Origin of the sequence: Williamsia sp., assembly GCF_016462415.1 — a bacterium.
Lineage (GTDB): Bacteria > Actinomycetota > Actinomycetes > Mycobacteriales > Mycobacteriaceae > Williamsia_A.
Map to the genome: position 1 here is coordinate 19,637 of NZ_JAEMTF010000017.1, position 24,594 is coordinate 44,230.

The 24,594-nt window shown below is 69.0% G+C and carries 20 protein-coding genes; 8 read left to right on the plus strand and 12 right to left on the minus strand.

Annotated features, from left to right (window positions below; genetic code table 11):
* Window positions 1–351, minus strand: a complete 351-nt coding sequence (locus tag JHC79_RS06660; protein WP_296389378.1) for a hypothetical protein — start codon at window positions 349–351, stop codon at window positions 1–3.
* A gap of 63 nt (window positions 352–414) precedes the next feature.
* Between JHC79_RS06660 and JHC79_RS06665 the strand changes: the two genes are divergently transcribed.
* Window positions 415–1,398 carry a quinone oxidoreductase gene (locus tag JHC79_RS06665; protein ID WP_296389379.1) on the plus strand — a complete coding sequence of 328 codons (984 nt, stop codon included), beginning with the start codon at window positions 415–417 and terminating at the stop codon, window positions 1,396–1,398.
* 9 nt (window positions 1,399–1,407) lie between these two features.
* Here the strand turns inward: JHC79_RS06665 and JHC79_RS06670 are convergent, their stop codons facing one another.
* Window positions 1,408–2,394 (minus strand): heme o synthase, encoded by a 987-nt coding sequence (locus JHC79_RS06670; protein WP_296389380.1) that lies wholly within the window; start codon window positions 2,392–2,394, stop codon window positions 1,408–1,410.
* Window positions 2,395–2,788: 394 nt separating this feature from the next.
* On the opposite strand from JHC79_RS06670, the gene tkt reads away from it, so the two are divergent.
* The 6 genes from tkt (at window position 2,789) to JHC79_RS06700 (ending at window position 10,123) form a co-directional block, all read left to right on the plus strand.
* A complete protein-coding gene (gene tkt / locus JHC79_RS06675; RefSeq protein ID WP_296389381.1) occupies window positions 2,789–4,888 on the plus strand; it encodes a transketolase in 2,100 nt (699 codons plus the stop codon).
* 5 nt (window positions 4,889–4,893) lie between these two features.
* Complete coding sequence (tal, locus tag JHC79_RS06680) at window positions 4,894–6,015, plus strand: transaldolase (RefSeq protein ID WP_296389382.1); 1,122 nt, start codon at window positions 4,894–4,896, stop codon at window positions 6,013–6,015.
* Between the two features lie 5 nt (window positions 6,016–6,020).
* Entirely contained in the window at window positions 6,021–7,562 is a 1,542-nt protein-coding gene (gene zwf / locus JHC79_RS06685; RefSeq protein ID WP_296389383.1) for a glucose-6-phosphate dehydrogenase, read from the plus strand.
* Between the two features lie 46 nt (window positions 7,563–7,608).
* Window positions 7,609–8,532, plus strand: coding sequence for a glucose-6-phosphate dehydrogenase assembly protein OpcA (gene opcA / locus JHC79_RS06690; RefSeq protein WP_296389384.1), 924 nt, complete (start codon window positions 7,609–7,611; stop codon window positions 8,530–8,532).
* Window positions 8,529–9,272 (plus strand): 6-phosphogluconolactonase, encoded by a 744-nt coding sequence (gene pgl, locus JHC79_RS06695; protein ID WP_296389385.1) that lies wholly within the window; start codon window positions 8,529–8,531, stop codon window positions 9,270–9,272. Before opcA ends, pgl begins: the two co-directional genes overlap by 4 nt.
* Window positions 9,273–9,517: 245 nt before the next feature.
* Complete coding sequence (locus tag JHC79_RS06700; protein WP_296389386.1) at window positions 9,518–10,123, plus strand: TetR/AcrR family transcriptional regulator; 606 nt, start codon at window positions 9,518–9,520, stop codon at window positions 10,121–10,123.
* A gap of 10 nt (window positions 10,124–10,133) precedes the next feature.
* Here JHC79_RS06700 and ppc read toward each other — a convergent pair whose 3' ends face one another.
* The 9 genes from ppc to uvrC all read right to left on the minus strand — a co-directional run bounded on the left by ppc (window position 10,134) and on the right by uvrC (window position 21,747).
* The gene (ppc, locus tag JHC79_RS06705) at window positions 10,134–13,007 is read right to left on the minus strand and encodes a phosphoenolpyruvate carboxylase (protein ID WP_296389387.1); all 2,874 of its coding nucleotides are present in this window, start codon (window positions 13,005–13,007) and stop codon (window positions 10,134–10,136) included.
* Between the two features lie 43 nt (window positions 13,008–13,050).
* Window positions 13,051–13,284, minus strand: a complete 234-nt coding sequence (gene secG / locus JHC79_RS06710; RefSeq protein ID WP_188492562.1) for a preprotein translocase subunit SecG — start codon at window positions 13,282–13,284, stop codon at window positions 13,051–13,053.
* 65 nt (window positions 13,285–13,349) lie between these two features.
* Window positions 13,350–14,138 (minus strand): triose-phosphate isomerase, encoded by a 789-nt coding sequence (gene tpiA / locus JHC79_RS06715; protein ID WP_296389388.1) that lies wholly within the window; start codon window positions 14,136–14,138, stop codon window positions 13,350–13,352.
* Window positions 14,139–14,143: 5 nt separating this feature from the next.
* Window positions 14,144–15,355 carry a phosphoglycerate kinase gene (locus JHC79_RS06720; protein WP_296389389.1) on the minus strand — a complete coding sequence of 404 codons (1,212 nt, stop codon included), beginning with the start codon at window positions 15,353–15,355 and terminating at the stop codon, window positions 14,144–14,146.
* A 19-nt stretch (window positions 15,356–15,374) separates the two neighbouring features.
* Complete coding sequence (gene gap, locus JHC79_RS06725; protein WP_296389390.1) at window positions 15,375–16,394, minus strand: type I glyceraldehyde-3-phosphate dehydrogenase; 1,020 nt, start codon at window positions 16,392–16,394, stop codon at window positions 15,375–15,377.
* A gap of 113 nt (window positions 16,395–16,507) precedes the next feature.
* The gene (gene whiA, locus JHC79_RS06730; protein ID WP_188492554.1) at window positions 16,508–17,485 is read right to left on the minus strand and encodes a DNA-binding protein WhiA; all 978 of its coding nucleotides are present in this window, start codon (window positions 17,483–17,485) and stop codon (window positions 16,508–16,510) included.
* A 134-nt stretch (window positions 17,486–17,619) separates the two neighbouring features.
* Window positions 17,620–18,648, minus strand: coding sequence for a uridine diphosphate-N-acetylglucosamine-binding protein YvcK (yvcK, locus tag JHC79_RS06735; protein WP_296389391.1), 1,029 nt, complete (start codon window positions 18,646–18,648; stop codon window positions 17,620–17,622).
* On the minus strand, window positions 18,645–19,571 hold the full coding sequence (gene rapZ, locus JHC79_RS06740; RefSeq protein ID WP_296389414.1) for an RNase adapter RapZ: 927 nt from the start codon (window positions 19,569–19,571) through the stop codon (window positions 18,645–18,647). The genes yvcK and rapZ overlap by 4 nt, the downstream gene beginning before the upstream one ends.
* Window positions 19,572–19,596: 25 nt before the next feature.
* Window positions 19,597–21,747 (minus strand): excinuclease ABC subunit UvrC, encoded by a 2,151-nt coding sequence (gene uvrC, locus JHC79_RS06745; RefSeq protein ID WP_296389392.1) that lies wholly within the window; start codon window positions 21,745–21,747, stop codon window positions 19,597–19,599.
* A gap of 53 nt (window positions 21,748–21,800) precedes the next feature.
* On the opposite strand from uvrC, the gene JHC79_RS06750 reads away from it, so the two are divergent.
* On the plus strand, window positions 21,801–23,759 hold the full coding sequence (locus JHC79_RS06750; RefSeq protein WP_296389393.1) for a gamma-glutamyltransferase family protein: 1,959 nt from the start codon (window positions 21,801–21,803) through the stop codon (window positions 23,757–23,759).
* A 359-nt stretch (window positions 23,760–24,118) separates the two neighbouring features.
* On the opposite strand, the gene JHC79_RS06755 is transcribed toward JHC79_RS06750, so the two are convergent.
* Window positions 24,119–24,586 (minus strand): PH domain-containing protein, encoded by a 468-nt coding sequence (locus tag JHC79_RS06755; protein WP_296389394.1) that lies wholly within the window; start codon window positions 24,584–24,586, stop codon window positions 24,119–24,121.
* Window positions 24,587–24,594 lie beyond the last annotated feature (8 nt).

Genomic DNA, 24,594 nt, shown 5'->3' on the forward strand with positions numbered 1-24,594 from the left:
TCAGGTGCGGGCGACCCACCCGGCCATCTTGGCCCAGTGGCCGGTCCGCGGCGTCGCCGAGGCGCTGAGCTCGCGATCCCACTCACCGAGTTCGAGTCCGTCGACTGCGCCGACCAGCGCGTGCGCGGTCTCGACGTCGGCGACGACCTGATCGCCCATCACTCCGGTCTCCGAACCGACCATGAGCACCCGCACGCCGGACGTGCCGATCGGCTCGACCACGGCGGTCGCGGAGCCGCCGTTGCTGCGCACGAAACGGGCGACCGCGGCGAGCGTGCCGCGCGGGATGCGGATCGACCGTGCGTTCTCGTCCTGCTCGACGGTGCCCTGGTCTTCGGAGGTATCGGCCATGGACGTCAGCATATCGGTGGGCCTGCGGTGCCCGATCGGACGGCTCGCGGTAGAACGGTGGACATGAAGGCAATCCACGTGACCGCCCACGGCGGACCCGAAGTCCTGCGCAGCGTCGAGATCGACGATCCGGCCCCGGGCCCGGGTCAACTGGCGGTGCGGGTGGGCGCGGTCGGGATCAACTTCATCGACACCTACCTGCGCTCGGGGTTGTACCCGTCGCAGACCCCGTACGTCCCGGGCTCGGAGGGCGCCGGCACCGTCATCGCGGTCGGCGAGGGCGTCGACGAGGGACGCGTCGGATCGCGGGTCGCGTGGTCGGACGCGCCGGGCAGCTACGCCGAGATCGCGCTGGTCACCGCCGCCCGGGCGGTGCCGGTGCCGGACGAGGTCGCCGACCCCGTCGCCGCCAGCGCGCTGCTGCAGGGACTGACCGCGCACTATCTGCTCGACGGGAGCGCCCACCCGCAGGGGCCGGGAGCCGACTCCCCCGGCGACACGATCCTGGTGCACGCCGGCGCCGGCGGCGTCGGTCTCGTGCTGACCCAGATGGCCGCCGCACGCGGCATCCGGGTGATCACGACGGTGTCCACCGACGCCAAGGAGGAACTCTCGCGGGCCGCGGGGGCGTCAGAGGTGCTGCGGTACGGCGACCACGTCGCCGACACGGTGCGCGAACTCACCGACGGCACGGGTGTCGCGGTGGCCTACGACGGGGTCGGGGCCGACACGTTCGAGCAGAGTCTGCGCAGCACCCGCGTGCGGGGCACGGTCGTGCTGTTCGGTGCCGCGAGCGGTCCGGTGCCGCCGTTCGACCTGCAACGACTCAACGGGCTCGGATCGCTGACCGTGACGCGCCCGACGCTCGCGAACTTCGTGGCCGATCCGGACGAGTTCGCCTGGCGCAGCGGCGAGGTGATGGCGGCGGTGGCGCAGGGGCGGGTCGAGGTCCGAGTGGGCAACAGCTACGCGCTGGCCGACGCCGAGCAGGCGCATCGTGACCTCGAGGCGCGCGCGACCACGGGGTCGATCGTCCTGATCCCCTGAGGGATCGACTCAGAAGAGGCTGGCGACCGTCGGCAGGTGGACGACGGAGTCGACGGCGAGGCCGCAGAAAACGATGGCCAGGTACTCGTTGGACTGCAGGAACACCTTCAGCGGGGCGATCTCGCCGCCGTTGCGGGTCGTCGCGAGCAGTTTGTGGACCGCCCGCAGGAACCACGCACCGGCACCGACGGCGACCACGGCGTAGATCCACCCGGTGGCGGCGATCAGCGCGAGCGTCGCGAGGACGGTGGCCCAGGTGTAGAACACCATCTGCCGGGCGACCTGCACCTCGGTGGCGATCACCGGGAGCATCGGAACGCCGGCAGCCCGGTAGTCCTCCTTGTAGCGCATGGCCAGCGCCCAGGTGTGCGGCGGCGTCCAGAAGAAGATGATCAGGAACAGCACCACCGGCTGCCAGCTGATCGATCCGGTGACCGCGGCCCAGCCGACGAGGGTGGGCATACATCCCGCGGCCCCACCCCAGACGACGTTCTGCCAGGTCCGACGCTTGAGGACCATCGTGTAGACGAGCACGTAGAACGCGATGGTGGCCATGACCAGCAGGGCGCTGAGCAGGTTGGCGAAGCTCCACAGCACCGCGAACGAGCCGGCGCCGAGGACGAGTCCGAAGATCAACGCGTTCAGACGCGACACCGCATGGCGCGCGAGCGGGCGTCGTTCGGTGCGTTTCATCTTCTGGTCGATGTCGTGGTCGATGACCATGTTGAGCGTGTTGGCACTCGCCGCACCCAGCCATCCGCCGACCAGGGTGATGGCGATCAGACCGATGTCGACCGACCCGCGGTCGGCGAGCAGCATCACCGGCACGGTGGCCACGAGCAGCAACTCGATGACGCGCGGCTTGGTCAGCGCGATGTAGGCGAGGACGGTGGTCCGCAGACGGCTCGCACCGGACGTTCCCGGCGTCTCGTCGGGGGAACGGACGGGACGGGTGGTGGCGGCTCCGTGTCCCCCACCGCTGTGCCCGATCTCCACGTGCTCTCCTGATTCCGCTGCACTCGTCGTGTCGTGTCGTCGCATGCCGTATCCCGTGGCGCTGAGCGGGATACGGGTGTGCGGTGGTCGCGAGGTGACACCTCGTCGAGACCGTCGTCGAGAACGCCGACATCTACTACAGGGCATGGTAGACGGCGGGACCTGCCGATCGACAATTGGATGTCTCGCGCGCCGGGAACGAACTGCGCGTATCGGATGATTTACCGATGCGCCCCGGCACCCGGCGGGCCGACTAGGGTTGGGGCCAGGAGTCGGAAGATGCGAGCTGCCGGCGATCGGGTCGAACCGTCACGATCGGCACCGGGCGCGCACCGTCGGGACACCGACCGACTCTTCCCCGCTCGATGCGACCGACACAGGAGAATTCCCCATCGTGGCAGTTACAGATGAGATCAAGGCCTTCACCAAGGCGTCCTACCCCGACGACTGGAGCGATCTCGACACCAGAGCCGTCGACACGGTGCGCGTCCTCGCCGCCGATGCCGTCGAGAAGTGCGGATCCGGCCACCCCGGCACCGCCATGAGCCTGGCCCCGCTCGCCTACACCCTCTTCCAGCGTGTGATGCGTCACGACCCCAACGACACCGCGTGGCTCGGTCGCGACCGCTTCATCCTGTCGTGCGGCCACTCGAGCCTCACCCTCTACATCCAGCTGTACCTCGGCGGCTTCGGACTCGAGCTGTCCGACATCGAGGCGCTGCGCACCTTCGGTTCGAAGACCCCCGGGCACCCGGAGTTCCGCCACACCCGTGGCGTCGAGATCACCACCGGTCCGCTGGGCCAGGGTCTGGCGACCGCGGTGGGCATGGCCATGGCCGCCCGTCGCGAGCGTGGACTCTTCGATCCCGAGCCCGCCATCGGCGACAGCATCTTCGACCACCACATCTACTGCGTGGCCTCCGACGGCGACATCGAGGAGGGCATCACCTCCGAGGCCTCCTCGCTGGCCGGCACGCAGCAGCTGGGCAACCTGATCCTGTTCTACGACCAGAACAACATCTCCATCGAGCACAACACCGACATCGCCCTGTCGGAGGACACCGCCGCACGGTACGAGGCCTACGGCTGGCACGTGCAGACGGTGGAGAGCGGCGAGAACGTCAGCGGTATCGAGGACGCGGTCGCCGCAGCCAAGGCCGTGACCGACAAACCGTCGATCATCCTGTTGCGCACCATCATCGGGTTCCCGGCACCGACGAAGATGAACACCGGCGGCGCCCACGGTGCCGCACTCGGTGACGACGAGGTCGCCGCGGTCAAGAAGATCCTGAAGTTCGACCCCGAGAAGACCTTCGAGGTCGGTGACGACGTCATCGCCCACACCCGCGAGCTGCAGGCACGCGGCCGCAGTGCGCACGAGGCATGGACCACGGAGTTCGACGCCTGGGCGGCGGCCAACCCCGAGCGCAAGGCGCTGCTCGACCGGCTCACCTCCGACGAACTGCCCGACGGCTGGGCCGATGTCCTGCCGACCTGGAACGTCGGCGACAAGGGTGTGGCCACCCGCGCCGCCTCCGGCAAGGTGCTCAACGCGCTCGGTCCGGTGCTGCCCGAGCTGTGGGGCGGCTCGGCCGACCTGGCCGGGTCCAACAACACCACCATCGACGGCGCGCAGTCCTTCGGTCCGGAGTCGATCTCGACCGACGACTGGGACGCCCACCCCTACGGTCGGACCCTGCACTTCGGCATCCGCGAGCACGCGATGGGCGCGATCCTGTCCGGCATCGTGCTGCACGGACCCACGCGCGTCTACGGCGGCACGTTCATGCAGTTCTCCGACTACATGCGCCCCGCGGTCCGACTGGCGTCGCTGATGGACATCGACCCGATCTACGTCTGGACCCACGACTCGATCGGGCTCGGCGAGGACGGACCGACCCACCAGCCGATCGAGCACCTCGCCGCGCTGCGGGCCATCCCGAACCTCTCGGTGGTGCGCCCCGGCGACGCCAACGAGACCGCCTACGCCTGGAAGTCGGTGATCGCCCGCTCGTCGAGCAGCGGACCCGTCGGCCTGGCGCTGACCCGTCAGGGCGTCCCCATTCTCGAGGGCACCGACGCAGAGGGTGTGTCCAAGGGCGGCTACGTCCTCGCCGACGCCTCCGACGGCGCCCCCGAGGTCGTGCTGATCGGCACCGGTTCGGAACTGCAACTCGCCGTCGAAGCACGAAAGAAGCTCGAGGAGCTGGGAATTCCGACCCGCGTCGTGTCGTTGCCCTGCTTCGAGTGGTTCTTCGACCAGGACCAGAACTACCGGGATCAGGTCATCCCGCCGACGGTGAAGGCCCGTGTCTCGGTCGAGGCCGGCATCGCGATGCCGTGGTACCGGGTCGTCGGCGAGGCCGGCGAGATCATCTCGCTCGAGCACTTCGGCGAGTCCGCGGATTACGAGACCCTGTTCCGCGAGTACGGATTCACCGCGGACGCCGTCGTCGCGGCCGCTCAGCGCTCCATCACCACTGTGAAGGGATAGCCACCATGGCCCAGAACGCACATCTCCAGGAACTCTCGTCCGCCGGCGTATCGGTCTGGCTCGACGATCTGTCGCGCGAACGCATCTCCTCGGGCAACCTCGCCGAGCTGATCGAGACGAAGTCCGTGGTCGGCGTGACCACGAACCCGTCGATCTTCCAGGCCGCACTGTCCGCCGGGGACAGCTACGACCCGCAGGTCCGCGAACTCGCCGCCCAGGGCGCCGACGTCGACGCCACCATCCGCACGGTCACCACCGACGACGTCCGCAACGCGTGTGACATCTTCACCCCGGTCTTCGAGGCCAGCAACGGCGTCGACGGACGCGTGTCGATCGAGGTCGACCCGCGCCTGGCCCACGACGCGGACAAGACCGCCGCCCAGGCGATCGAGCTGTGGAAGATCGTCGACCGGCCGAACCTGCTCATCAAGATCCCGGCGACCGAGGACGGTCTGCCCGCCATCGCCAAGACCCTCGCCGAGGGGATCAGCGTCAACGTGACGCTGATCTTCTCGGTCGAGCGCTACCGACTGGTGATGGGCGCCTACCTCGACGGCATCGAGGCGGCCAAGGCGGCCGGCCACGACATCTCGAAGATCCATTCGGTGGCGTCGTTCTTCGTCTCCCGCGTCGACACCGAGATCGACAAGCGGCTCGACGCCATCGGAACCCCGGACGCCACCGCCCTCAAGGGCAAGGCCGCACTGGCGAACGCACGTCTGGCGTACGTCGCCTACCAGCAGGTGTTCGAGGTCGAGTCGCGCTTCCAGGGCCTGGTGTCCGACGGAGCGCTGCCGCAGCGTCCGCTGTGGGCCTCGACCGGCGTGAAGAACCCGGACTACTCCGACACCCTGTACGTCTCGGATCTGGTGGCGCCGAACACGGTCAACACCATGCCGGAGAAGACCATGGACGCCTTCGCCGATCACGGCACGGTCGACACCGGGTCGTTGGTGGGTCGCGGACCCGAGTCCGAGGAGATCTTCACGGCCCTGTCCGACATCGGCATCGACCTCGACGACGTGTTCATCACGCTCGAGAACGAGGGTGTCGACAAGTTCGAGGCGTCGTGGGGCGAGCTGCTCGAGGCGACGCAGAAGCAACTCGACCAAGCATCCAAGGGCTGATGCGCGTGACGGCCGCTGCCGACACGTCGTGGATCAACCCGCTCCGGGACAGCCGTGACAAACGGCTGCCCCGGATCGCGGGTCCCTGCAGCCTGGTGATCTTCGGCGTCACCGGTGACCTCGCCAAGCGCAAGCTGATGCCGGCGGTGTACGACCTCGCCAACCGTGGTCTGCTCCCCCCGAGCTTCGCGCTCGTCGGGTTCGCGCGACGCGACTGGGACGACCAGGACTTCGGGCAGGTCGTCCACGACGCGGTGCGCGAACACTCCCGGACCCCGTTCCGTGAGGACGTCTGGGAGCGGCTGGCCGAGGGTTTCCGCTTCGTCCAGGGCGCCTTCGACGACGACAACGCGTTCGACCAGCTGCGCACCACGCTGGGCGAGCTCGACGCCGAGCGAGGCACCGACGGCAATCATGCGTTCTACCTGTCGATCCCCCCGGGTGCGTTCCCGACCGTCTGTGAGCAGCTGCAGCGTTCCGGGCTCGCGGTGCCGGGGACCGAGAGCTGGCGCCGGGTGGTCATCGAGAAGCCCTTCGGGCACGACCTGGCGAGCGCCCAGGAGCTCAACGCCGTGGTCAACGGGGTCTTCCCGGAGGACTCGGTGTTCCGCATCGATCACTACCTGGGCAAGGAAACCGTCCAGAATATCCTCGCCCTGCGGTTCGCGAACCAGTTGTTCGACCCGTTGTGGAGTTCGCACTACGTGGACCACGTGCAGATCACCATGGCCGAGGACATCGGTCTCGGCGGTCGGGCGGGGTACTACGACGGCATCGGTGCGGCGCGCGACGTCATCCAGAACCATCTCCTGCAGTTGCTGGCCCTGGTGGCCATGGAGGAGCCGGTCTCGTTCGAGCCGCGGGAGTTGCAGGCGGAGAAGATCAAGGTCCTCTCGGCGACCCGCAACATCCTCCCCCTCGACCTCAACACCGCCCGCGGCCAGTACGGACCCGGGTGGCAGGGCAGCCATCCGGTACCCGGGTTGGTCGAGGAGGAGGGCTTCTCCGCGGACTCCACGACCGAGACGTTCGCCGCGATCGCGGTGGAGGTCGACAGCCGTCGGTGGGCCGGGGTGCCGTTCTATCTGCGCACCGGAAAACGCCTGGGACGGCGCGTCACCGAGATCGCGCTGGTGTTCAAGAAGGCACCGCATCTGCCGTTCGACAAGACCATGACCGAGGAGCTGGGCGAGAACGCCCTGGTGATCCGGGTCCAGCCGGACGAGGGCATCACGCTGCGGTTCGGTTCCAAGGTGCCCGGCTCGAGCATGCAGGTCCGTGACGTCAACATGGACTTCAGCTACGGCCAGGCCTTCACCGAGTCGTCTCCCGAGGCCTACGAACGACTCATCCTCGACGTGCTGCTCGGTGAGCCCTCACTGTTCCCGGTCAACGCCGAAGTCGAATTGTCCTGGCGCATCCTCGATCCCGTGCTGCAGGCGTGGGCCGCCGAGGGCAGGCCCGACACCTACGAGTCCGGGATGTGGGGTCCGCGGTCGGCCGAGGACATGATGACCCGCGTCGGGCGGGCGTGGCGTCGACCGTGACCGGCGCGCTCGTGAACCCTGCTCCCCCAGTCAGAGAAGGCAACCGATGATCCTGGATCTGCCCGCCACGACGACCGAGAAGGTCAGCAAGAAGCTCGTCAAGATGCGCGAGTCCGGGGGCGCGGTGACGCTCGGTCGGGTGCTGACGCTGGTGGTCTGCGCCGACGAGGGTGAGCCCACCGAGGGTGCGATCGAAGCGGCCAACGAGGCGAGCCGAGAGCACCCGTGTCGGGTGATCGTGGTGTCGCTCGGCAACAGCGCGGCCGCGTCGCGTCTCGACGCCCAGATCCGGGTGGGTGGCGACGCCGGCGCGTCCGAGGTCGTGGTGCTGCGGCTCTACGGCGAGCTCGCAGGCCACGCCGAGAGCGTGGTGGTCCCGTTCCTGCTGCCCGACACCCCCGTGGTGACCTGGTGGCCCGGCGAGGCGCCCGAGAACCCGGCGCAGGATCCTGTCGGTCGCCTGGGTACCCGCCGTATCACCGACTCGACGAGGGCCGCCGATCCCGACGAGGCGCTCGCGCACCGGCTGGCCACCTATGCGCCCGGAGACTCCGACCTGGCGTGGGCCCAGATCACCTACTGGCGGGCGATCCTGACCGCGGCCCTCGACCGTCCCCCGTTCGAACCCGTGGACCGGGTCGTGGTGACCGGACCGGGACGGTCTCCGTCGATCGATCTGTTGGCCGGTTGGCTGCAGGCACAGCTCGGGGTGCCGACCGAGCGTCACTCGGGCAGTTTCGAGGTCCGTCTCGAGCGCACGACCGGCCCACTGGTGCTGGCCGTCGACCAGAACAACAACGCGGTGCTCAGCAACCCCGGCAAGCCCGACGGCAAGGTCGCGATGAGCGCCCGTGGGGTGCGCGACTGCATCGCCGAGGAGCTCCGTCGCCTCGATCCCGACGAGATCTATCACCTCGCCCTGCAGGGGGCGTCACGTATCACCCGACCCACCGCGGAGGCAGCCTCGTGAGCACACCGGAACCGGAGATCGTCATCGCCGACGACGCGACCGAACTGATCGCGCAGGCGGGTCGCCGCCTCGTCGACGTCATCGTCGCGGCGCAGCGCGACCGCGGTTCGGCGTCGATCGTGCTGACCGGCGGCAGCAACGGGATCGCGATTCTCGAATGGCTTCGGGAGAACTCCGACGGCGTGGACTGGCGCGCGGTCGACGTGTACTTCGGCGACGACCGGTTCGTCCCGCGCGACGACGACGAGCGCAACTACGGCCAGGCGACCCACGCCCTGCTCGACCACGTCGACGTCGACCCCGACCGCGTGTTCGTCATGGAGCCGTCCGACGGTCGGTTCGGTGACGACATCGACGCCGCCGCGGCCGATTACGCCCGGATACTGCATGAGCACGGTGACGGGGCGGGCAGCCCGGTCTTCGATGTGCACCTGCTCGGGATGGGCGGCGAGGGCCACATCAACTCGCTCTTCCCGCACACCGACGCCCGCGCCGAGCAGACCGCCGCGGTGGTCGCCGTCACCGACTCCCCCAAACCCCCGCCGCGTCGGATCACCCTGACCCTGCCCGCGGTCAACCGTGCCGCGCAGGTGTGGTTCCTCGTCGCCGGCGAGGACAAGGCCGATGCCGTCGCGGCCGGGGTCACCGGCGGTGACCCGGTCGAATGGCCGTGTGCGGGTGCGCACGGATCCGACGCGACGGTCTGGTTCGTCGACACGGGAGCCGCGAGCAAGTTGTGATGGTCGGTGCGGTCCTGTGACCGCACCAACTCTGGACCCGGCATTCCTGTGATATCTCACAACGCCGGGTAGTATGTGCGCGGGGTCAGATCCGACTTCGGGTGGTCGGTCAGGGTCGCAACACCGCGTGGTGCCGTCATGGTGCCCGCGGGCAACCACCGGCAACGTCATGAGGACTGCGGATCCATCTTGTGCACCCATCGTCACCACCCCGTTCCCACCCCGTCGCGTCGCGGGCGTTCGGCATGACCGCGCCGGAGACCTGCGCGCCGTCGCCCGACGATCACGCCCCGCGCCGACGCGCCCGTCGACTGTCCGTGGACGACTGGGTGCGCGCCGCGTTGAATCTGCTGGTCCGAGATGGCGTCGCCGCGGTACGGATCACCCGTCTCTGCGCGGAACTGCACGTCACGAAGGGCAGCTTCTACTGGCACTTCGCCGACATCACCGGGTTGATGGAGGCGGTGGCCGACCACTGGTGCGATGCGCAGAACGACTCGATGCGTGCGCTCGTCGAACTCGGGTCGATGGCGCCACGCGAACGGCTCGAGGCGATGACGGCGTCACTCGTCGGCGACCGCTCCTGGGCGGTGGAGACCGCGATCCGGGAGTGGGCCCGCACGAACGTGATCGTGGCCGACACCGTCCGGCGGCTCGATCGGCTGGTGTTCTCGGTCGTACAGGAAGCGCTCCTGGAGTTGGGGTTCGAGCCCGCCGAGGCACGGATGCGTGCCGGTGCCCTCGTGTACGCCTGCATCGGGTTCCTGCACGCACGCGACAGCCTCGACAGCCTCACCCCGGACGAGATCCGCTCGACCCTCCGGGTCATCACCGTGCGCCCGGACGCCTGACGTCCGGCGACTAACCGCTGTTGCGCAGCGCGGTGGCCAGTCCGTTCATCGTCAGCTGGATCCCGCGCCGGACCTGCGGGGAGTCGTCGCCGGCACGGAATCGTTTGAGCAGTTCGAGCTGCAGCAGGTTCAACGGCTCGAGGTACGGGAACCGGTTGAACACCGATCGGGCCAGCGACGCGTTGTCGGCGAGCAGATCGGTGGTCTCGGTGATGTCGAAGTACATCTGCACGGTCCGGTGGTGCTCGGCGGTGATCATCCCGAAGACACGCTCGCGCAACGACTCGTCGGCCACCAACCGCGAATACCGTTCGGCCAGCCCGAGGTCCGACTTGGCCATCACCTGGGCCATGTTCGACATCACTGTCCGGAAGAACGGCCAGCTGCGGTAGTAACCGCGGAGCGTCTCGAGCCGCTCGGGATCACCGTCGATCCATTGCTCGAACGCCGACCCGGTGCCGTACCAGCCCGGCAACATCACCCGTGACTGCGTCCACGACAGCACCCAGGGGATGGCGCGGAGGTCCGAGATCTTCTCGGTCTGTTTGCGCGACGCCGGTCGGCTGCCGATGTTGAGCGCACCGATCTCCGACAGCGGCGTGGACGAGGTGAAGTACTCGACGAATCCGGGGGTGTCGTGGACCAGCGCGCTGTAGGCACCCCGCGCGAGGGCGGCGAGCTCGTCGAGCACCACATACGCGGCCTCGGCCTCGTCGCCCAGGCCCTCGGTGTCGAGCAGGGTCGACTCGATTGTCGCCGCCAGGAGCGTCTCCAGGTTGCGACGGGCGAGCACGGGTTCGGCGTACTTGGCCGCGATGACCTCGCCCTGCTCGGTGATGCGCAACGACCCCTGCACGGCGCCCGGGGGTTGGGCCAGGATCGCGTCGTAGGACGGTCCGCCACCGCGACCGACCGTTCCGCCACGACCGTGGAACAACCGCAGACGGATCCCGGCCTTCTCCGACGCCTCGACGAGGTCCAGTTCAGCTCGGTACAGGGCCCAGTTCGCGGCCAGGTAGCCGCCGTCCTTGTTGGAGTCGGAGTAGCCGAGCATGACCTCCTGGATGTCGCCTTGCGCCGACACCAGCGCGCGGTACAGCGGGACGTCCAACGCGGCCAGCAGCGTCGCGGCGCCCTGCTGCAGGTCCTCGATGGTCTCGAACAAGGGCACGACGCGCACGGTGCAGCGCGGTCCTTCGTCGGCCGAGCCGGGATCGAAGAGCCCGGCCTCCTTGAGCATGATCAGCGCCTCGAGCATGTCGCTGACCGAGGTGCACATGCTGATGATGTAGTTCGGGACCGATTCCGGACCGTAGTCGGCGACGGCGCGGGCGCCTGCGGTGACGATCGCGAGTTCCTTCGCGGCCAGCTCACCGAGCTGGGCACCGGGCCGCACCAACGGGCGCCGATCGGCGAGTTCGCGGGTCAGTAACGCGACCCGGTCGGCCTCGTCGAGGGAGCAGTAGTCGTCGTGTACCCCCGACCAGGCGAGCAGCTCCGCGATCACCTCCTCGTGCACGTCGGAGTTCTGCCGCATGTCGAGGCCCGACAAGTGGAACCCGAAGGCGCGCACCGCCTCACGCAGCGTGAGCAGGCGGTCGTCGGCGAGTGGGCCGTCGCGGTTCGCTCGTAGGGACGCGTCGACGACGTCGAGGTCGGCGAGGAGTTCCGCGGCGGTCGCGTAGGGCGGGGCCTCGGTGTCGACGAACGCGTCGACCAGCGCCTGTGTCTGCGGACCGAAGCGGTCGTGGGCGGTCGACATCAGTCGCGATCGGATGCGCCGCAGCGCGAGTCGGTACGGCTCGTCGGTCGCGGTGTCGTCGGGGTCGTCGATCCCACCGAGTGCGACGAGTTCGTCACTGACGGTGACCAGCCGCGAGGACATGCTCAGCTCCTGGGCCAGGATGGTGAGCTGTTCGAGATGGTGGGTCACCGCGGTCTGCGCGGCCCGTCCGGTGGCCATCGCGACGATCTTGTCGGTGACGAAGGGGTTGCCGTCGCGGTCGCCTCCGATCCACGACCCCATCCGCAGGATCGGCTCGTCGGTCAACCCGGCGTCGGGGTACTGGTCGCGCAGTTGGTCGCGCAGGGCGGCGTTGATGGTGGGGATCACCGAGAAGAACGCGGCGTCGTAGTACCGCAGGCCCACCTCGATCTCGTCCTCGATGCGCAGACGCTCGAGGCGGATCAACGCGGTCTGCCACAGCGTCAGCACCTGCCTGCGCAGGGCGGCGGTGACCTCGGTGTCCTCGTCGGGGGTCAGCTCGGTGCGCCCGCGGAAGCGCATGAGGTCGGTGATGCGACGTTGGGCCTCGAAGACGGTCCGTCGGCGTGTCTCGGTCGGATGGGCGGTGATCACCGGGACGACCACGGCGTCGGCAAGTGCGCGACCCACCTCCTCGTCGGAGAGGCCGGCCTCGGCGAGTTTGGCGTAGGTCGCGGTCAGGCTGGAGTCCACGGGCGGGTCGCCGGCGCGGACGTGGATCGCGCGGCGGCGTTCACGGTGGATGTCCTCGGCCAGGTTGGCCAGCAGCGCGAAGTGGCTGAACGCGCGGATGACGGGGGTTGCCTGCGCCACGTCCAGACCGGCGAGGGTCTCGGCGAGCTCACCGCGGTCGATCTCGGAACGACGCACCCGGAAGGACTCGACCCGAGCCCGTTCGACCAGGTCGAAGATCTCCTCGCCCGCGTGTTCGCGGACGATGTCACCCAGCAGACCGCCGAGCAGTCGGATGTCCTCGCGCAGGGGTTCGGTCGCCTGCCTACCGGTGGCGGTCGAGGTGACGCGGACGTCCGAGGGGGCGACGAAGCTCTCGTCCGCGCCGTGCTCGGAGGTGGTGCGGTCGGACGCGGGACTGCTTGCTGCCGTGGACTGTTCCGTCATCGCACCAGTATCCCGCCCAATGCGACCGGCGGCATCTCGGGCGTCAGGAGAGCTTGATGTCCAGACCGATGCCGAGGATGAAGATGAACCAGATGACGCCGACGAAGATCGTCAGCCGGTCGAGGTTGCGCTCGACGACGCTGGACCCGGACAGGCTGGACTGGACGCCACCACCGAACAGGGAAGACAGGCCGCCGCCCTTACCGCGATGCAGCAGCACGAGGATCACCATCAGAACGCTGGTGATGACCAATCCGATGTCCAAGACGAACTTCACTGACGGTGATCCTTTTCGTTGTCGCGACGCAAACTCCCGGCGAGTCTACGTGGTCCACCCCTCGATCAGGGCAGCGGTCCACCTGCGGCGATCGCGGACAGGGTCGCGAACTCGTCGGACTTGAGCGACGCGCCGCCCACGAGGGCGCCGTCGACATCGGTCTGACCGACGATCTCGCCGACGTTCTTCGAGCTCACCGAGCCGCCGTAGAGGACCCGCACCGACGCGGCCACCGTGGCGTCGGCCAGTTCGGCCAGCGTCGATCGGATCGCCGCGCAGACCTCCTGCGCGTCGCCCGCACTCGCGACCCGACCGGTGCCGATGGCCCAGACCGGCTCGTAGGCGATGACGACGTTCGCGATCTCGTCGGCCGTCAGGCCGGCGAGCGAACCCGTCAGCTGCGCGACGTTGTAGGCCACGTGGTCCCCCGCCTCGCGGACGTCGAGGCCCTCACCGATGCAGACGATGGGCGTCAACCCGTGCCGCAGCGCCGCCTTGGTCTTGCCGAGCACGACCTCGTCGGTCTCGGCGTGCAACGTCCGACGCTCGGAATGCCCGACGACGACGAAGGTGCAGCCCAGCTTGGCCAGGAACGCACCGCTGATCTCACCGGTGTACGCACCGGAATCGTGCTCCGAGAGATCCTGCGCACCGTAGGTCACCAGCAGCTTGTCGCCGTCGACGACGGTCTGGACGCTGCGGATGTCGGTGAACGGCGGGATGACCGTCACGTCGACCTTGTCGAAGTACTTCGCGGGGAGCGCGAAGGCGATCTTCTGGACGAGTGCGATGGCCTCGAGGTGGTTGAGGTTGCACTTCCAGTTGCCCGCGATCAGCGGCTTGCGGTTTGCCACGGTTCTCAGTCCTCCAGGACCTTCAGCCCCGGGAGCTCCTTGCCCTCGAGGTATTCCAGCGAGGCGCCACCGCCGGTGGAGATGTGCGAGAACGCATCGTCGGACAGACCGAGGTGGCGGACCGCCGCGGCGGAGTCACCGCCACCGACGACGCTGAACGCACCCGACGCGGTGGCGCCGGCGATGGCCTCGGCCACCCCCTTCGTGCCCGCCGCGAAGGCGTCGAACTCGAACACGCCGGCCGGACCGTTCCAGAAGATGGTCTGCGCCTCGCCCAGCACGGCCGCGAACCGCTTCACCGACTCCGGACCGATGTCGAGACCCATCCAGCCGTCCGGGATGTCGCGCACCGAGACCGTCTGGGTGGCGGCGTCGGCGGAGAACGAGTCGGCCACGACCACGTCGACCGGGAGGTGGATGACGTCGCCGAACCGCTCCAGCAGGTCCTTGCAGACCTCGACCTGATCGTCCTGCAGCAGCGACGTGCCGACCGAGAGTCCCTGGGCGACCAGGAACGTGAACGCCATGCCGCCGCCGATGACCAGGGTGTCGACCTTGGGTGCGAGGGCCTCGATGACGCCGAGCTTGTCGGACACCTTCGACCCGCCGAGCACGACCGCGTACGGCCGCTCGACATCGGCGGTCAGCTTCTGCAGGACCTTGACCTCGGACTCGACGAGTCCACCGGCATAGTGCGGCAACAACTTCGCGACGTCGTAGACCGACGCCTGTTCGCGGTGGACCACGCCGAAACCATCGGACACGAACGCACCGTCGTCACCGACGAGTTCGACGAGGGCCTTGGCGAGCGACTCCCGCTCGGAGGAGTCCTTGGAGGTCTCCCGCGGGTCGAACCGGATGTTCTCCAGGAGCAGGACGTCACCGTCGGTCAGGCCCTCGGCGCGCGCGAGCGCGTCGGTGCCGACGACGTCGGATGCGAGCTGGACGTTGCGTCCGAGTTCCTCGCCCAGGCGGGCGGCGACCGGTCCGAGGGAGAACTTCGGATCCGGCTCACCCTTGGGGCGTCCGAGGTGTGCGGTGACGATCACCGAGGCACCCGCATCGGCCAGGGCCGCGATGGTGGGCGCCGAGGCGATGATGCGTCCGGGGTCGGTGATGGTCTCCCCGTCCAGCGGGACGTTGAGGTCCGAGCGCACCAGGACGATGCGACCGGCCACGCCCGCGTCGAGCAGATCTTTCAGCGATGCAAGTGCCATGAGAGGAGATCGACCGCCCTTACAGCGACTTGCCGACGAGACCGATGAGGTCCACGAGGCGGTTCGAGTAGCCCCACTCGTTGTCGTACCAGGAGACGACCTTGGCCTGGTCGTCGATGACCTTGGTCAGGCCGGCGTCGAACAGCGAGCTGTGCGGGTCGGTGACGATGTCGGAGGAGACGATCGGCGCGTCGTAGTACTTCAGGATGCCCTTGAGCGGTCCCTCGGCGGCGGCCTTCATCGCGGCGTTGATCTCGTCGACCGTGGCGGCCTTGCGCAGGTGTGCGGTGAGGTCGGTGACCGAGCCGGTCGGGATCGGCACACGCAGCGCGTAGCCGTCGAGCTTGCCCTTGAGCTCCGGGAGCACCAGGCCGATGGCCTTGGCCGCACCGGTCGAGGTGGGCACCACGTTGATGGCGGCGGCGCGGGCGCGACGCAGATCGGCGTGCGGGCCGTCCTGCAGGTTCTGATCCTGGGTGTAGGCGTGGATCGTCGTCATCAGGCCCTTGACGATGCCGAACTCGTCGTTGAGCACCTTGGCCAGCGGGCCGAGGCAGTTCGTGGTGCACGAGGCGTTGGAGATGATGTTCTGGCTGCCGTCGTACTTGTCGTCGTTCACGCCCATCACGATGGTGATGTCCTCGTCGGAGGCCGGCGCGGAGATGATGACCTTCTTGGCGCCGGCGTCGAGGTGGCCCTGCGCCTTGTCCCGCTTGGTGAAGATGCCGGTGGACTCGACGACGACGTCGACACCCAGGTCACCCCACGGGAGTGCGGCGGGGCCCTCCTTGACCGATAGGCTCTTGAGCTTCTGGTCGCCGATGACGATGGTGTCGTCACCCTCCAGCGTGACGTCCGCGTCGAGACGACCCAGGATCGAGTCGAACTTGAGCAGGTGCGCGAGGGTCGCGTTGTCGGTCAGGTCGTTGACGGCGACGATCTCGATGTCGGTGGTGCCCAGCGCTTTCTGCGCCTCGACGGCACGGAAGAAGTTGCGGCCGATCCGGCCGAATCCGTTGACGCCTACCCGAACGGTCACAATGAGCTCCTCAGCTGTGGGGTGTATGTAGATCTGTCGCGGTACGGCCAGCCTAATCTGCCGGGCTCCCGCAGGCGAAGGCGACGCCTTCGCCCGGTGGTGCAGGGGTCTGCTCAGGCCTCGTCGAGCAGTTCGGAGGTGACCGCCGACTCGGTGTCGGGGATGCCGTCGGTCCTGGCCTTCTTGTCCGCCATCGACAGCAGCCTGCGGATGCGTCCGGCGACCGCATCCTTGGTCATCGGCGGGTCGGCGAGCTGTCCCAGTTCCTCCAGCGACGCCTGGCGGTGGGTGACCCGCAACCGACCGGCCGCGACCAGGTGATCCGGGACGGTGTCGCCGAGGATGTCGAGGGCGCGCTCGACCCGCGCGGCCGCGGCCACCGCGGCCCGGGCCGACCGGCGCAGGTTCGCGTCGTCGAAGTTGGCGAGCCGATTGGCGGTCGCGCGCACCTCGCGGCGCATCCGCCGTTCCTCCCATGTGAGTCGGGTGTCCTGGGCACCCATCCGGGTCAGCAGGGCGCCGATGGCCTCGCCGTCGCGGATGACGACGCGGTCGGCCCCGCGGACCTCCCGCGCCTTGGCCGAGACCCCCAGGCGCCGTGCGGCACCGACCAGCGCCAGCGCCGCCTCGGGTCCGGGGCAGCTGACCTCCAGCGCCGACGACCGTCCGGGTTCGGTCAGTGAGCCGTGTGCGAGAAACGCTCCACGCCAGGCGGCTTCGGCGTCGGCCACGCCGCCGCCGACGACCTGTGCGGGCAGTCCGCGCACGGGTCGGCCACGCATGTCCAGCAGACCGGTCTGGCGGGCCAGGGCCTCACCGTCCTTGGTGACGCGGACGATGTAGCGGGCGCTCTTGCGGATCCCGCCGCTGCGCAGGACGTGAACCTCGGAGTTGTAGCCGTAGAGGTCGAAGATCTCCTTGCGGAGACGGCGGGCGACGTTGCCGAGGTCGACCTCGGCCTCGACGACGACGCGTCCGGCGACGATGTGCAGGCCGCCCGCGAACCGCAGTAACGCCGACACCTCGGCCTTGCGGCAACTCGTCTGAGTCACCACGAGCCGACTCAGCTCGTCCTTGACGGCTGCTGTCATCGCCACCGGTTGCTGTCCTCCTGCCGGGGGTCGCCCCCCAGACTCCTGGTTCGTCGGCGTTCCGCCGACTCGTCGCTGCTGGCCCGTGATCGCGGGCGTCGACACCGTCCCCCGTCGTACTCGCGGCGCCGGGGCTACCCGAGCCGGTCTGCCGAAGGCGGTCGGTCGACCGCCCCGACAGCGTAGCCATCGGTCTCTTCCTCGCACAGCGTAAGCACCATGGAGGCCAATTTCTCCGGATCGTGTACATGGGTACCCGGCTGTGCGAGGTCGCCCACGTGTAATCGGGCGCCGAACAGTGCGGCCGCCCGCTCGACGTGCTCGCGTTCCCGCCCGGCCGGCGCCGAACCGGCGTCGACGATGACGTCGTCCACGCGGAAGTCGTCGGCGTGGGCGTGCAGCACGTGCAGATGGCGTTCCACCGAGAAGCCGCTCGTCTCACCGGGTTCCGGTGCGAGATTCACGAACAACATCCGCCGGGCCGAGGTCGCCTTGAGCGCCGCGAGCTGCTCGGGCACGAGGACGTGCGGGATGACGCTGGAGAACCACGATCCGGGGCCGAGCACCACGAGATCGGCGGCGGCGATGGCGTCGAGCGCCTCCGGACAGGCGGGCGGATCGGCCGGGAGGAGACGGACGCGTCGGACGGTGCCCGGGGTGGTGGCCACCGCGACCTGACCGGCGATGCTGCGGCTGATCCGCGGGTCGGCCTCGAGCCCGGAGACCTCCGCCTCGATGTTCAGCGGCACCGCGGACATGGGCAGTACCCGACCGGGGACTCCGAACAGCTCCATCACGGCGTCGAGAGCCGATACCGGATCGCCGAGCTCCTCGGTGAGGCCCGCGAGCAGCAGGTTGCCCACCGGGTGTCCCGCCAGCGCCCCGCGCCCACCGAATCGGTGCTGCAGCAGTGCCACCCAGCGGTCCCGACCACCGGCCGGTTCGTGCTCACCGCCCGCCGACATCAACGCCGCGATCGCCATCCGCAGATCCCCCGGCGGGATGACGCCGAGTTCTGATCTCAACCGGCCCGACGACCCGCCGTCGTCGGCGACGGTGACCACGGCGGTCACCTCGTCGCTGAGCCGACGCATGGCACTCAGGGTGGCGTGCAGACCGTGACCGCCGCCGAGGGCGACGATCTTGCCCATCGCGCGGCTCATTCGCGTCCCAGGTCGCGGTGGACCACCCGGACGGCGAACGCGCGGCCCTCCGCGGTGTCGGGCACGTCAGGAGCGTCGGCGGTGGCGGTCGACAGACGTGTCCGCAGCTGTTCGGACATCGCCACGCTGCGATGCTTGCCGCCGGTGCACCCGACGGCGACGGTCATGTAGCGCTTGCCCTCTCGCTCGTATCCCCGTGCCGTGAGGCGGATCACGCGTTCGAACGCGTCGAGGTAGTCCGAGGCGCCCGGCTGACCGAGGACGTATTCCGAGACCGGCGACTCGAGACCGTTGTGGTCTCGGAGTTCGGGCACCCAGTACGGGTTGGGCAGGAAGCGCACGTCGGCGACGAGATCGGCGTCGATCGGCAGACCGTACTTGAAACCGAACGACTGGAACGCGATCCGCACCTCGGTGGTCGACGGCTGGGCGAACGCGTTGTCGACGATTCGGCGCAGCGCGGTGACCGACAGGTCGGAGGTGTCGACGACCAGATCCGCCGTCTCCGACACCTTCGCCAACACGGCGCGTTCACGCGCGATCGCTTCGATCAGGGTTCCGTTGTCCTGCAGCGGATGTGAGCGACGAACCTGCTCGAAACGACGCACCAGCGCGGCGTCGCCGGCATCGAGGAACAACAATCGGGGGTGCTGACCGAGGGCCTCGAGCTCCTCGCGGACGTCGGACACCTCGGCGCTGAACGACTCCGCGCCCGCCCGCATCACCAGTGCCAGTCGGGTGATCGACGGGTCGTCGCTCTGCGCCACACCGACCATGCTGGTGATCAGCGACGCGGGGACGTTGTCGGCGACGTACCACCCGAGGTCCTCGAGCAGCTTCGCCACCGTGCCGCGACCGGCGCCGGACATCCCGGTGACGAGCAGGACGTCGATCTGTCGCCCGGCCGTCGCGCCGGGCACCATGTCGGTGCCGGTCGCGGGGTCCCGGTCAGCCATCGCTGTTCCCATCTGTTCGCGAATCCTGTGTCCGCTCGGTCGATCCTGCCTGCTGTGGCCCCGGCGCACCGGATGAGGACTCGACCACCGGACCGGCCAGGGCCATCTGGACGGCCTTCGCGGTGGACTGACCGATGCCCGGCACGGTCGCGATCTCCTCGATCGACGCATCGCGCAGCCGGGCCACCGAACCGAAGTGGGACACCAGCGCGGCCCGGCGGGTCTGGCCGAGTCCGGGGACACCGTCGAGAACCGACGCCGTCATCCGCTTGCTGCGCTTGCTGCGGTGGAACGTGATCGCGAACCGGTGGGCCTCGTCGCGCACGCGCTGCAGGAGGAACAGCGCCTCACTGGTACGCGGGAAGATCACCGGGTCGTCGTCATCGGGTACCCACACCTCCTCGAGGCGTTTGGCCAACCCGATCACGGCCACGTCGTCGATGCCGAGCTCACGCAACACCTCGGCCGCGGCGCGCACCTGCGGGCCACCACCGTCGACCACGAACAGGTTCGGGGGGTAGGCGAAACGGCGGGGCCGACCGGTGGCCGGGTCGATCGACGCCTCGGGGGCGAGGTCTCCACCGTTGTCGTCGGCCCCCGTGGATGCGTCCGGGTTCGCCGGCACCGGACCACTCTCGAGCACCACACCCGCGTCGGGTCGACCGTCGGCGCGATAGCGCAGGAACCGGCGACGGGTCACCTCCGCGATCGACGCGACGTCGTCGGAACGACCGTCTCCGGCAGCCTCTTTGATCGCGTAGTGCCGGTAGTCGGACTTGCGGGGCAGGCCGTCCTCGAAGACGACGAGCGAGGCGACGACGTCGGTTCCCTGCACGTGCGAGATGTCGATGCACTCGATCCGCAGGGGCGCGATGTCGAGTCCGAGGGTCTCCTGGATCTCGGTGAGTGCCGCCGACCGGGTCGTGAGGTCTCCCGCCCTGCGCAGCTTGTGCTGGGTCAGCGCCTCCCCCGCGTTGCGTTCTACGGTCTCGAACAGCGCCTTCTTGTCGCCGCGTTGCGGCACGCGCAGATCGACGTTCGACCCGCGCAGCCCCGACAGCCACCGGGTGAACTCCGGGGCATCCGGCGGCAGCACCGGGACGAGCACCTCGCGCGGAACGGGCTCGGCGCCCTCGTGGTCGGAGTCGACGCTCACCGTGGCGTCCTGGTCGACCTGGGCGCCGTAGAACTGGGTCAGGAACTGCCCGACCTGCTCGCCGAGGTCGGGGGTGTCGTCGTCGCTGTCGGTGGTCGCGTTGAGAACGTCGGTGCGTTCGACCACCCACCCGCGCTCGCCCCGGACACGACCGCCGCGGACGTGGAAGATCTGCACCGACACCTCGAGCTGGTCGGCCACCATGGCGACCACGTCGGCATCGGTGCCGTCGCCGAGGACGACCGCCTGCTTCTCCAGGGCGCGACGGAGCGCACCGACGTCGTCACGCAGACGCGCGGCTCGCTCGAAGTCGAGATCGGCTGCTGCGGCGGCCATCTGGTTGTCGAGGTGCTTGATCATCCGGTCGGTGCGACCGGCGAGGAAGTCGCAGAAGTCCTGGACGATCTCGCGGTGCTCGGCCGCGTCGACCCGACCCACGCAGGGCGCGGCGCACTTGTCGATGTAGCCCAGCAGGCACGGACGGTCGATCTGACGGTGGCGTTTGAACACACCGGCCGAGCACGTACGGGCGGGGAACACACGCGTCAGCAGGTCCAGGGTCTCGCGGATGGCCCAGGCGTGCGAGTACGGGCCGAAGTAGCGGACGCCCTTGCGCCTCGGTCCGCGGTAGACGAACAACCGCGGGTACTCCTCGTTCAGCGTGACCGCGAGCATCGGGTACGTCTTGTCGTCGCGGTAGCGGACGTTGAACCGCGGGTCGAACTCCTTGATCCAGTTGTATTCGAGCTGCAGCGCCTCGACCTCGGTGCCGACCACCGTCCACTCGACGGAGGCGGCGGTGGTGACCATCCGCCGTGTCCGCGGGTGCAGCGTGGCCAGGTCGGCGAAGTAGGAGGTGAGCCGTGAGCGGAGGTTCTTCGCCTTGCCGACGTAGATGACGCGGCCATAGGTGTCCCGGAACTTGTAGACGCCGGGGTGGACCGGAATGCTCCCCGGCGCCGGGCGGTACGTGGTCGGATCGGGCACGCCGTCCAGGTTAGTACGGCACACAGACGTGCCCGACTTGTTAGCGTCGGCGGATGAAGGTGCACCCCCGTCCCGCTCGCAGCATGGCCGTTCTCGCCGTCGCCGCCATCGCCCTGACCTCGGTCGCCTGTGGCGACGACGGTTCCACCGCGTCCGGACCCGACTCGGGGACGTGTACGAATGTGGCCAACGGGACACCGGTCGCGGCCGCGTCGGCCACCTCGGGGGCGCCGCCGAGTCGCGACATCGCCACCAACCCGGAGGTGGCCACCGGCTACCGGACGCAGATGACACCGGTGCGCACCGGGTCGTACTCCGTGGTCACCGCCAACCCCCTGGCGACCAAGGCCGCGTGCGACGTCGTCCGCGACGGCGGCAGCGCCGCGGACGGGCTGGTGGCCGCGCAGGCCGTCCTCGGTCTGGTGGAGCCGCAGGCCACCGGCATTGGTGGCGGTGCCTTCCTCGTCTACTACGACGCGGCGTCGAAATCGGTGCAGGCCTACGACGGCCGGGAGACCGCGCCGGCCGCGGCGACGGGCGACTACCTGCGGTACGTCAGCCCGACCGAGCGCACCGAGCCCGTTCCGTCGGCGCGAGCGAGTGGACGGTCGATCGGCACCCCGGGCGTCCTGCGGATGCTCGAGATGGCGCAGTCCGACCACGGCGTGAAGAAGTGGGGTGACCTCTTCGCCCCCGCGGTGACGTTGGCGGACAACGGCTTCGCGATCAGCCCACGGATGGCGGCTGCGATCGCGGACAGCAGAACCGATCTGGTCGCCGATCCGGAGGCGAAGGCGTACTTCCTCAACCCGGATGGGACCCCGAAAGCCGCGGGCACCACGCTGAACAACCCGGCCTACGCGAAATCCCTCGGCGCCATCGCGAGCGAGGGACCCGATGCGTTCTACACCGGTGCGATCGCCCGCGACATCGTCGACAAGGTGGGGTCGACCGCCGGCGGCATGACGCCCGGCCTGACCACCCTCGAGGACCTGGCGGGTTACCGCGCCCGAAAGCGGGAATCACTGTGCACCACCTACCGCAGCCACGTCCTGTGTGGGATGCCGCCGCCGTCGTCCGGCGGTATCACCGTCGCCTCGGCCATGGGGATCCTGTCGAACTTCGACCTGGCCTCGATGGGTCCGCGTGACCGGAACCGCAACGGCGGGGTGCCGACCGCGCAGGCCGTGCACCTGATCTCCGAGGCCGAACGACTTGCCTACGCCGATCGCGACAAGTACGTCGCCGACACCGATTTCGTCCCGCTGCCGGGCGGTTCACTTGCTGCGCTCACCGACCCCGCCTATCTGAAGAAGCGTGCGTCGCTGATCGATCCGAACCGTTCGATGGGCGAGGCACAGGCGGGTGACTTCGGACCGGTGCCCGCGGGCGTGGTGCCGACCCCGGAGCACGGGACGAGCCAGATCGTAGTCATCGACAAGAAGGGGGACGCCGCGTCGATGACGACGACGGTCGAGTCCGCGTTCGGGTCGTTCCACATGGTCGACGGGTTCATCCTGAACAACCAGCTCACCGACTTCTCCGCCGACCCGGTCGACGAATCCGGTGCGCCGGTGGCCAACCGGGTCGAGCCGGGTAAGCGACCGCGGAGCTCGATGTCGCCGACCCTGGTCTTCGACACCGCCGACGGCGGTCGTGGGGATCTGGTCGCCGCGGTGGGCTCCCCCGGTGGTTCGGTGATCATCCAGTTCGTCATCAAGACGCTCGTCGGGATCCTGGATTGGGGGCTCGATCCGCAGCAGGCGGTGTCAGGAGTCGACTTCGGGGCCGCCAACACCCCGACCACGAACGTCGGCGGCGAGCATCCCGGCATCGATCCGACCGACAACGGTGACCGCGACCCACTGGTCCTCGCGCTACGGAAGATGGGGCACCAGGTGTCGGTCGCCGATCAGTCGTCCGGGCTGGCCGCCGTAGTCCGCGACCGCGACGGATGGATCGGTGGAGCCGATCCCCGCCGCGAGGGCGAGGTCATGGGCGACACCCGCTGATCGGCGACACGGTTGCTGACTGTGTGCGAAGCGCCATCGAGTGTGCGCCGTTCCGAGCACATCTCACGGTGGGCGCTCAGCACACTCGACGGCAGGTTTCCACACAATCAGCCCCGGGTTGCCCAGCACACAGGCACCGGGACCCGCTGAGCGGCGGTGCGATCGTGGCACGGAACGCCAACACGGTTGCTGACTGTGTGGAAAGCGCCATCGAGTGTGCTGACTACGGCACGCGAGATCCGATACGAGACGACGCACACTCGATGCGTGCTTTCCGCACCGTCGGCGGCTTTTCCCATCACAATCACCGGCACCGACGGCCTTACGCCCTCGGTGGGGAGTGATTCCTCCTACGCGAGCTATTCCTGCGCCGCTTCGGGGCGGTAGCGGGTCAGCAGTTCACGGAAGGTGTCCATGGCCTCCACCGCGCGGAGACCGTCGTTGGCCTGGATGGCCATCACCGGGACGTGTTCGTAGGCCGGCAGCTCGAGACGGGCCCAGTGTCCGGAATCGGGGTACCAGATGCCCTCGACGTCAGCCCAGTCGAAGACCCGCTCCCCCAGGATGTTCCGCACCGCCACGCCCGAGCGGCCGACCCGAATCCGGGGCAGCGTCAGGGTCATGATCGCGCCACCGAGCACGACCCCGATCATCGCCAGACCGATCTGGTCGGTGATGCGGAACCGCACCCCGGTGTCGGAGACACGCAACAGGATGCCGACCGCCACGTGGGCGATCACGAACAGCGCCGCCACAACCGTCGCGTACCGCGCCGTGCGCCGACTCCGGTAGGTGAAGTCCCATTCGGTCGAGGTCGAGGCATCCATCGGACGGG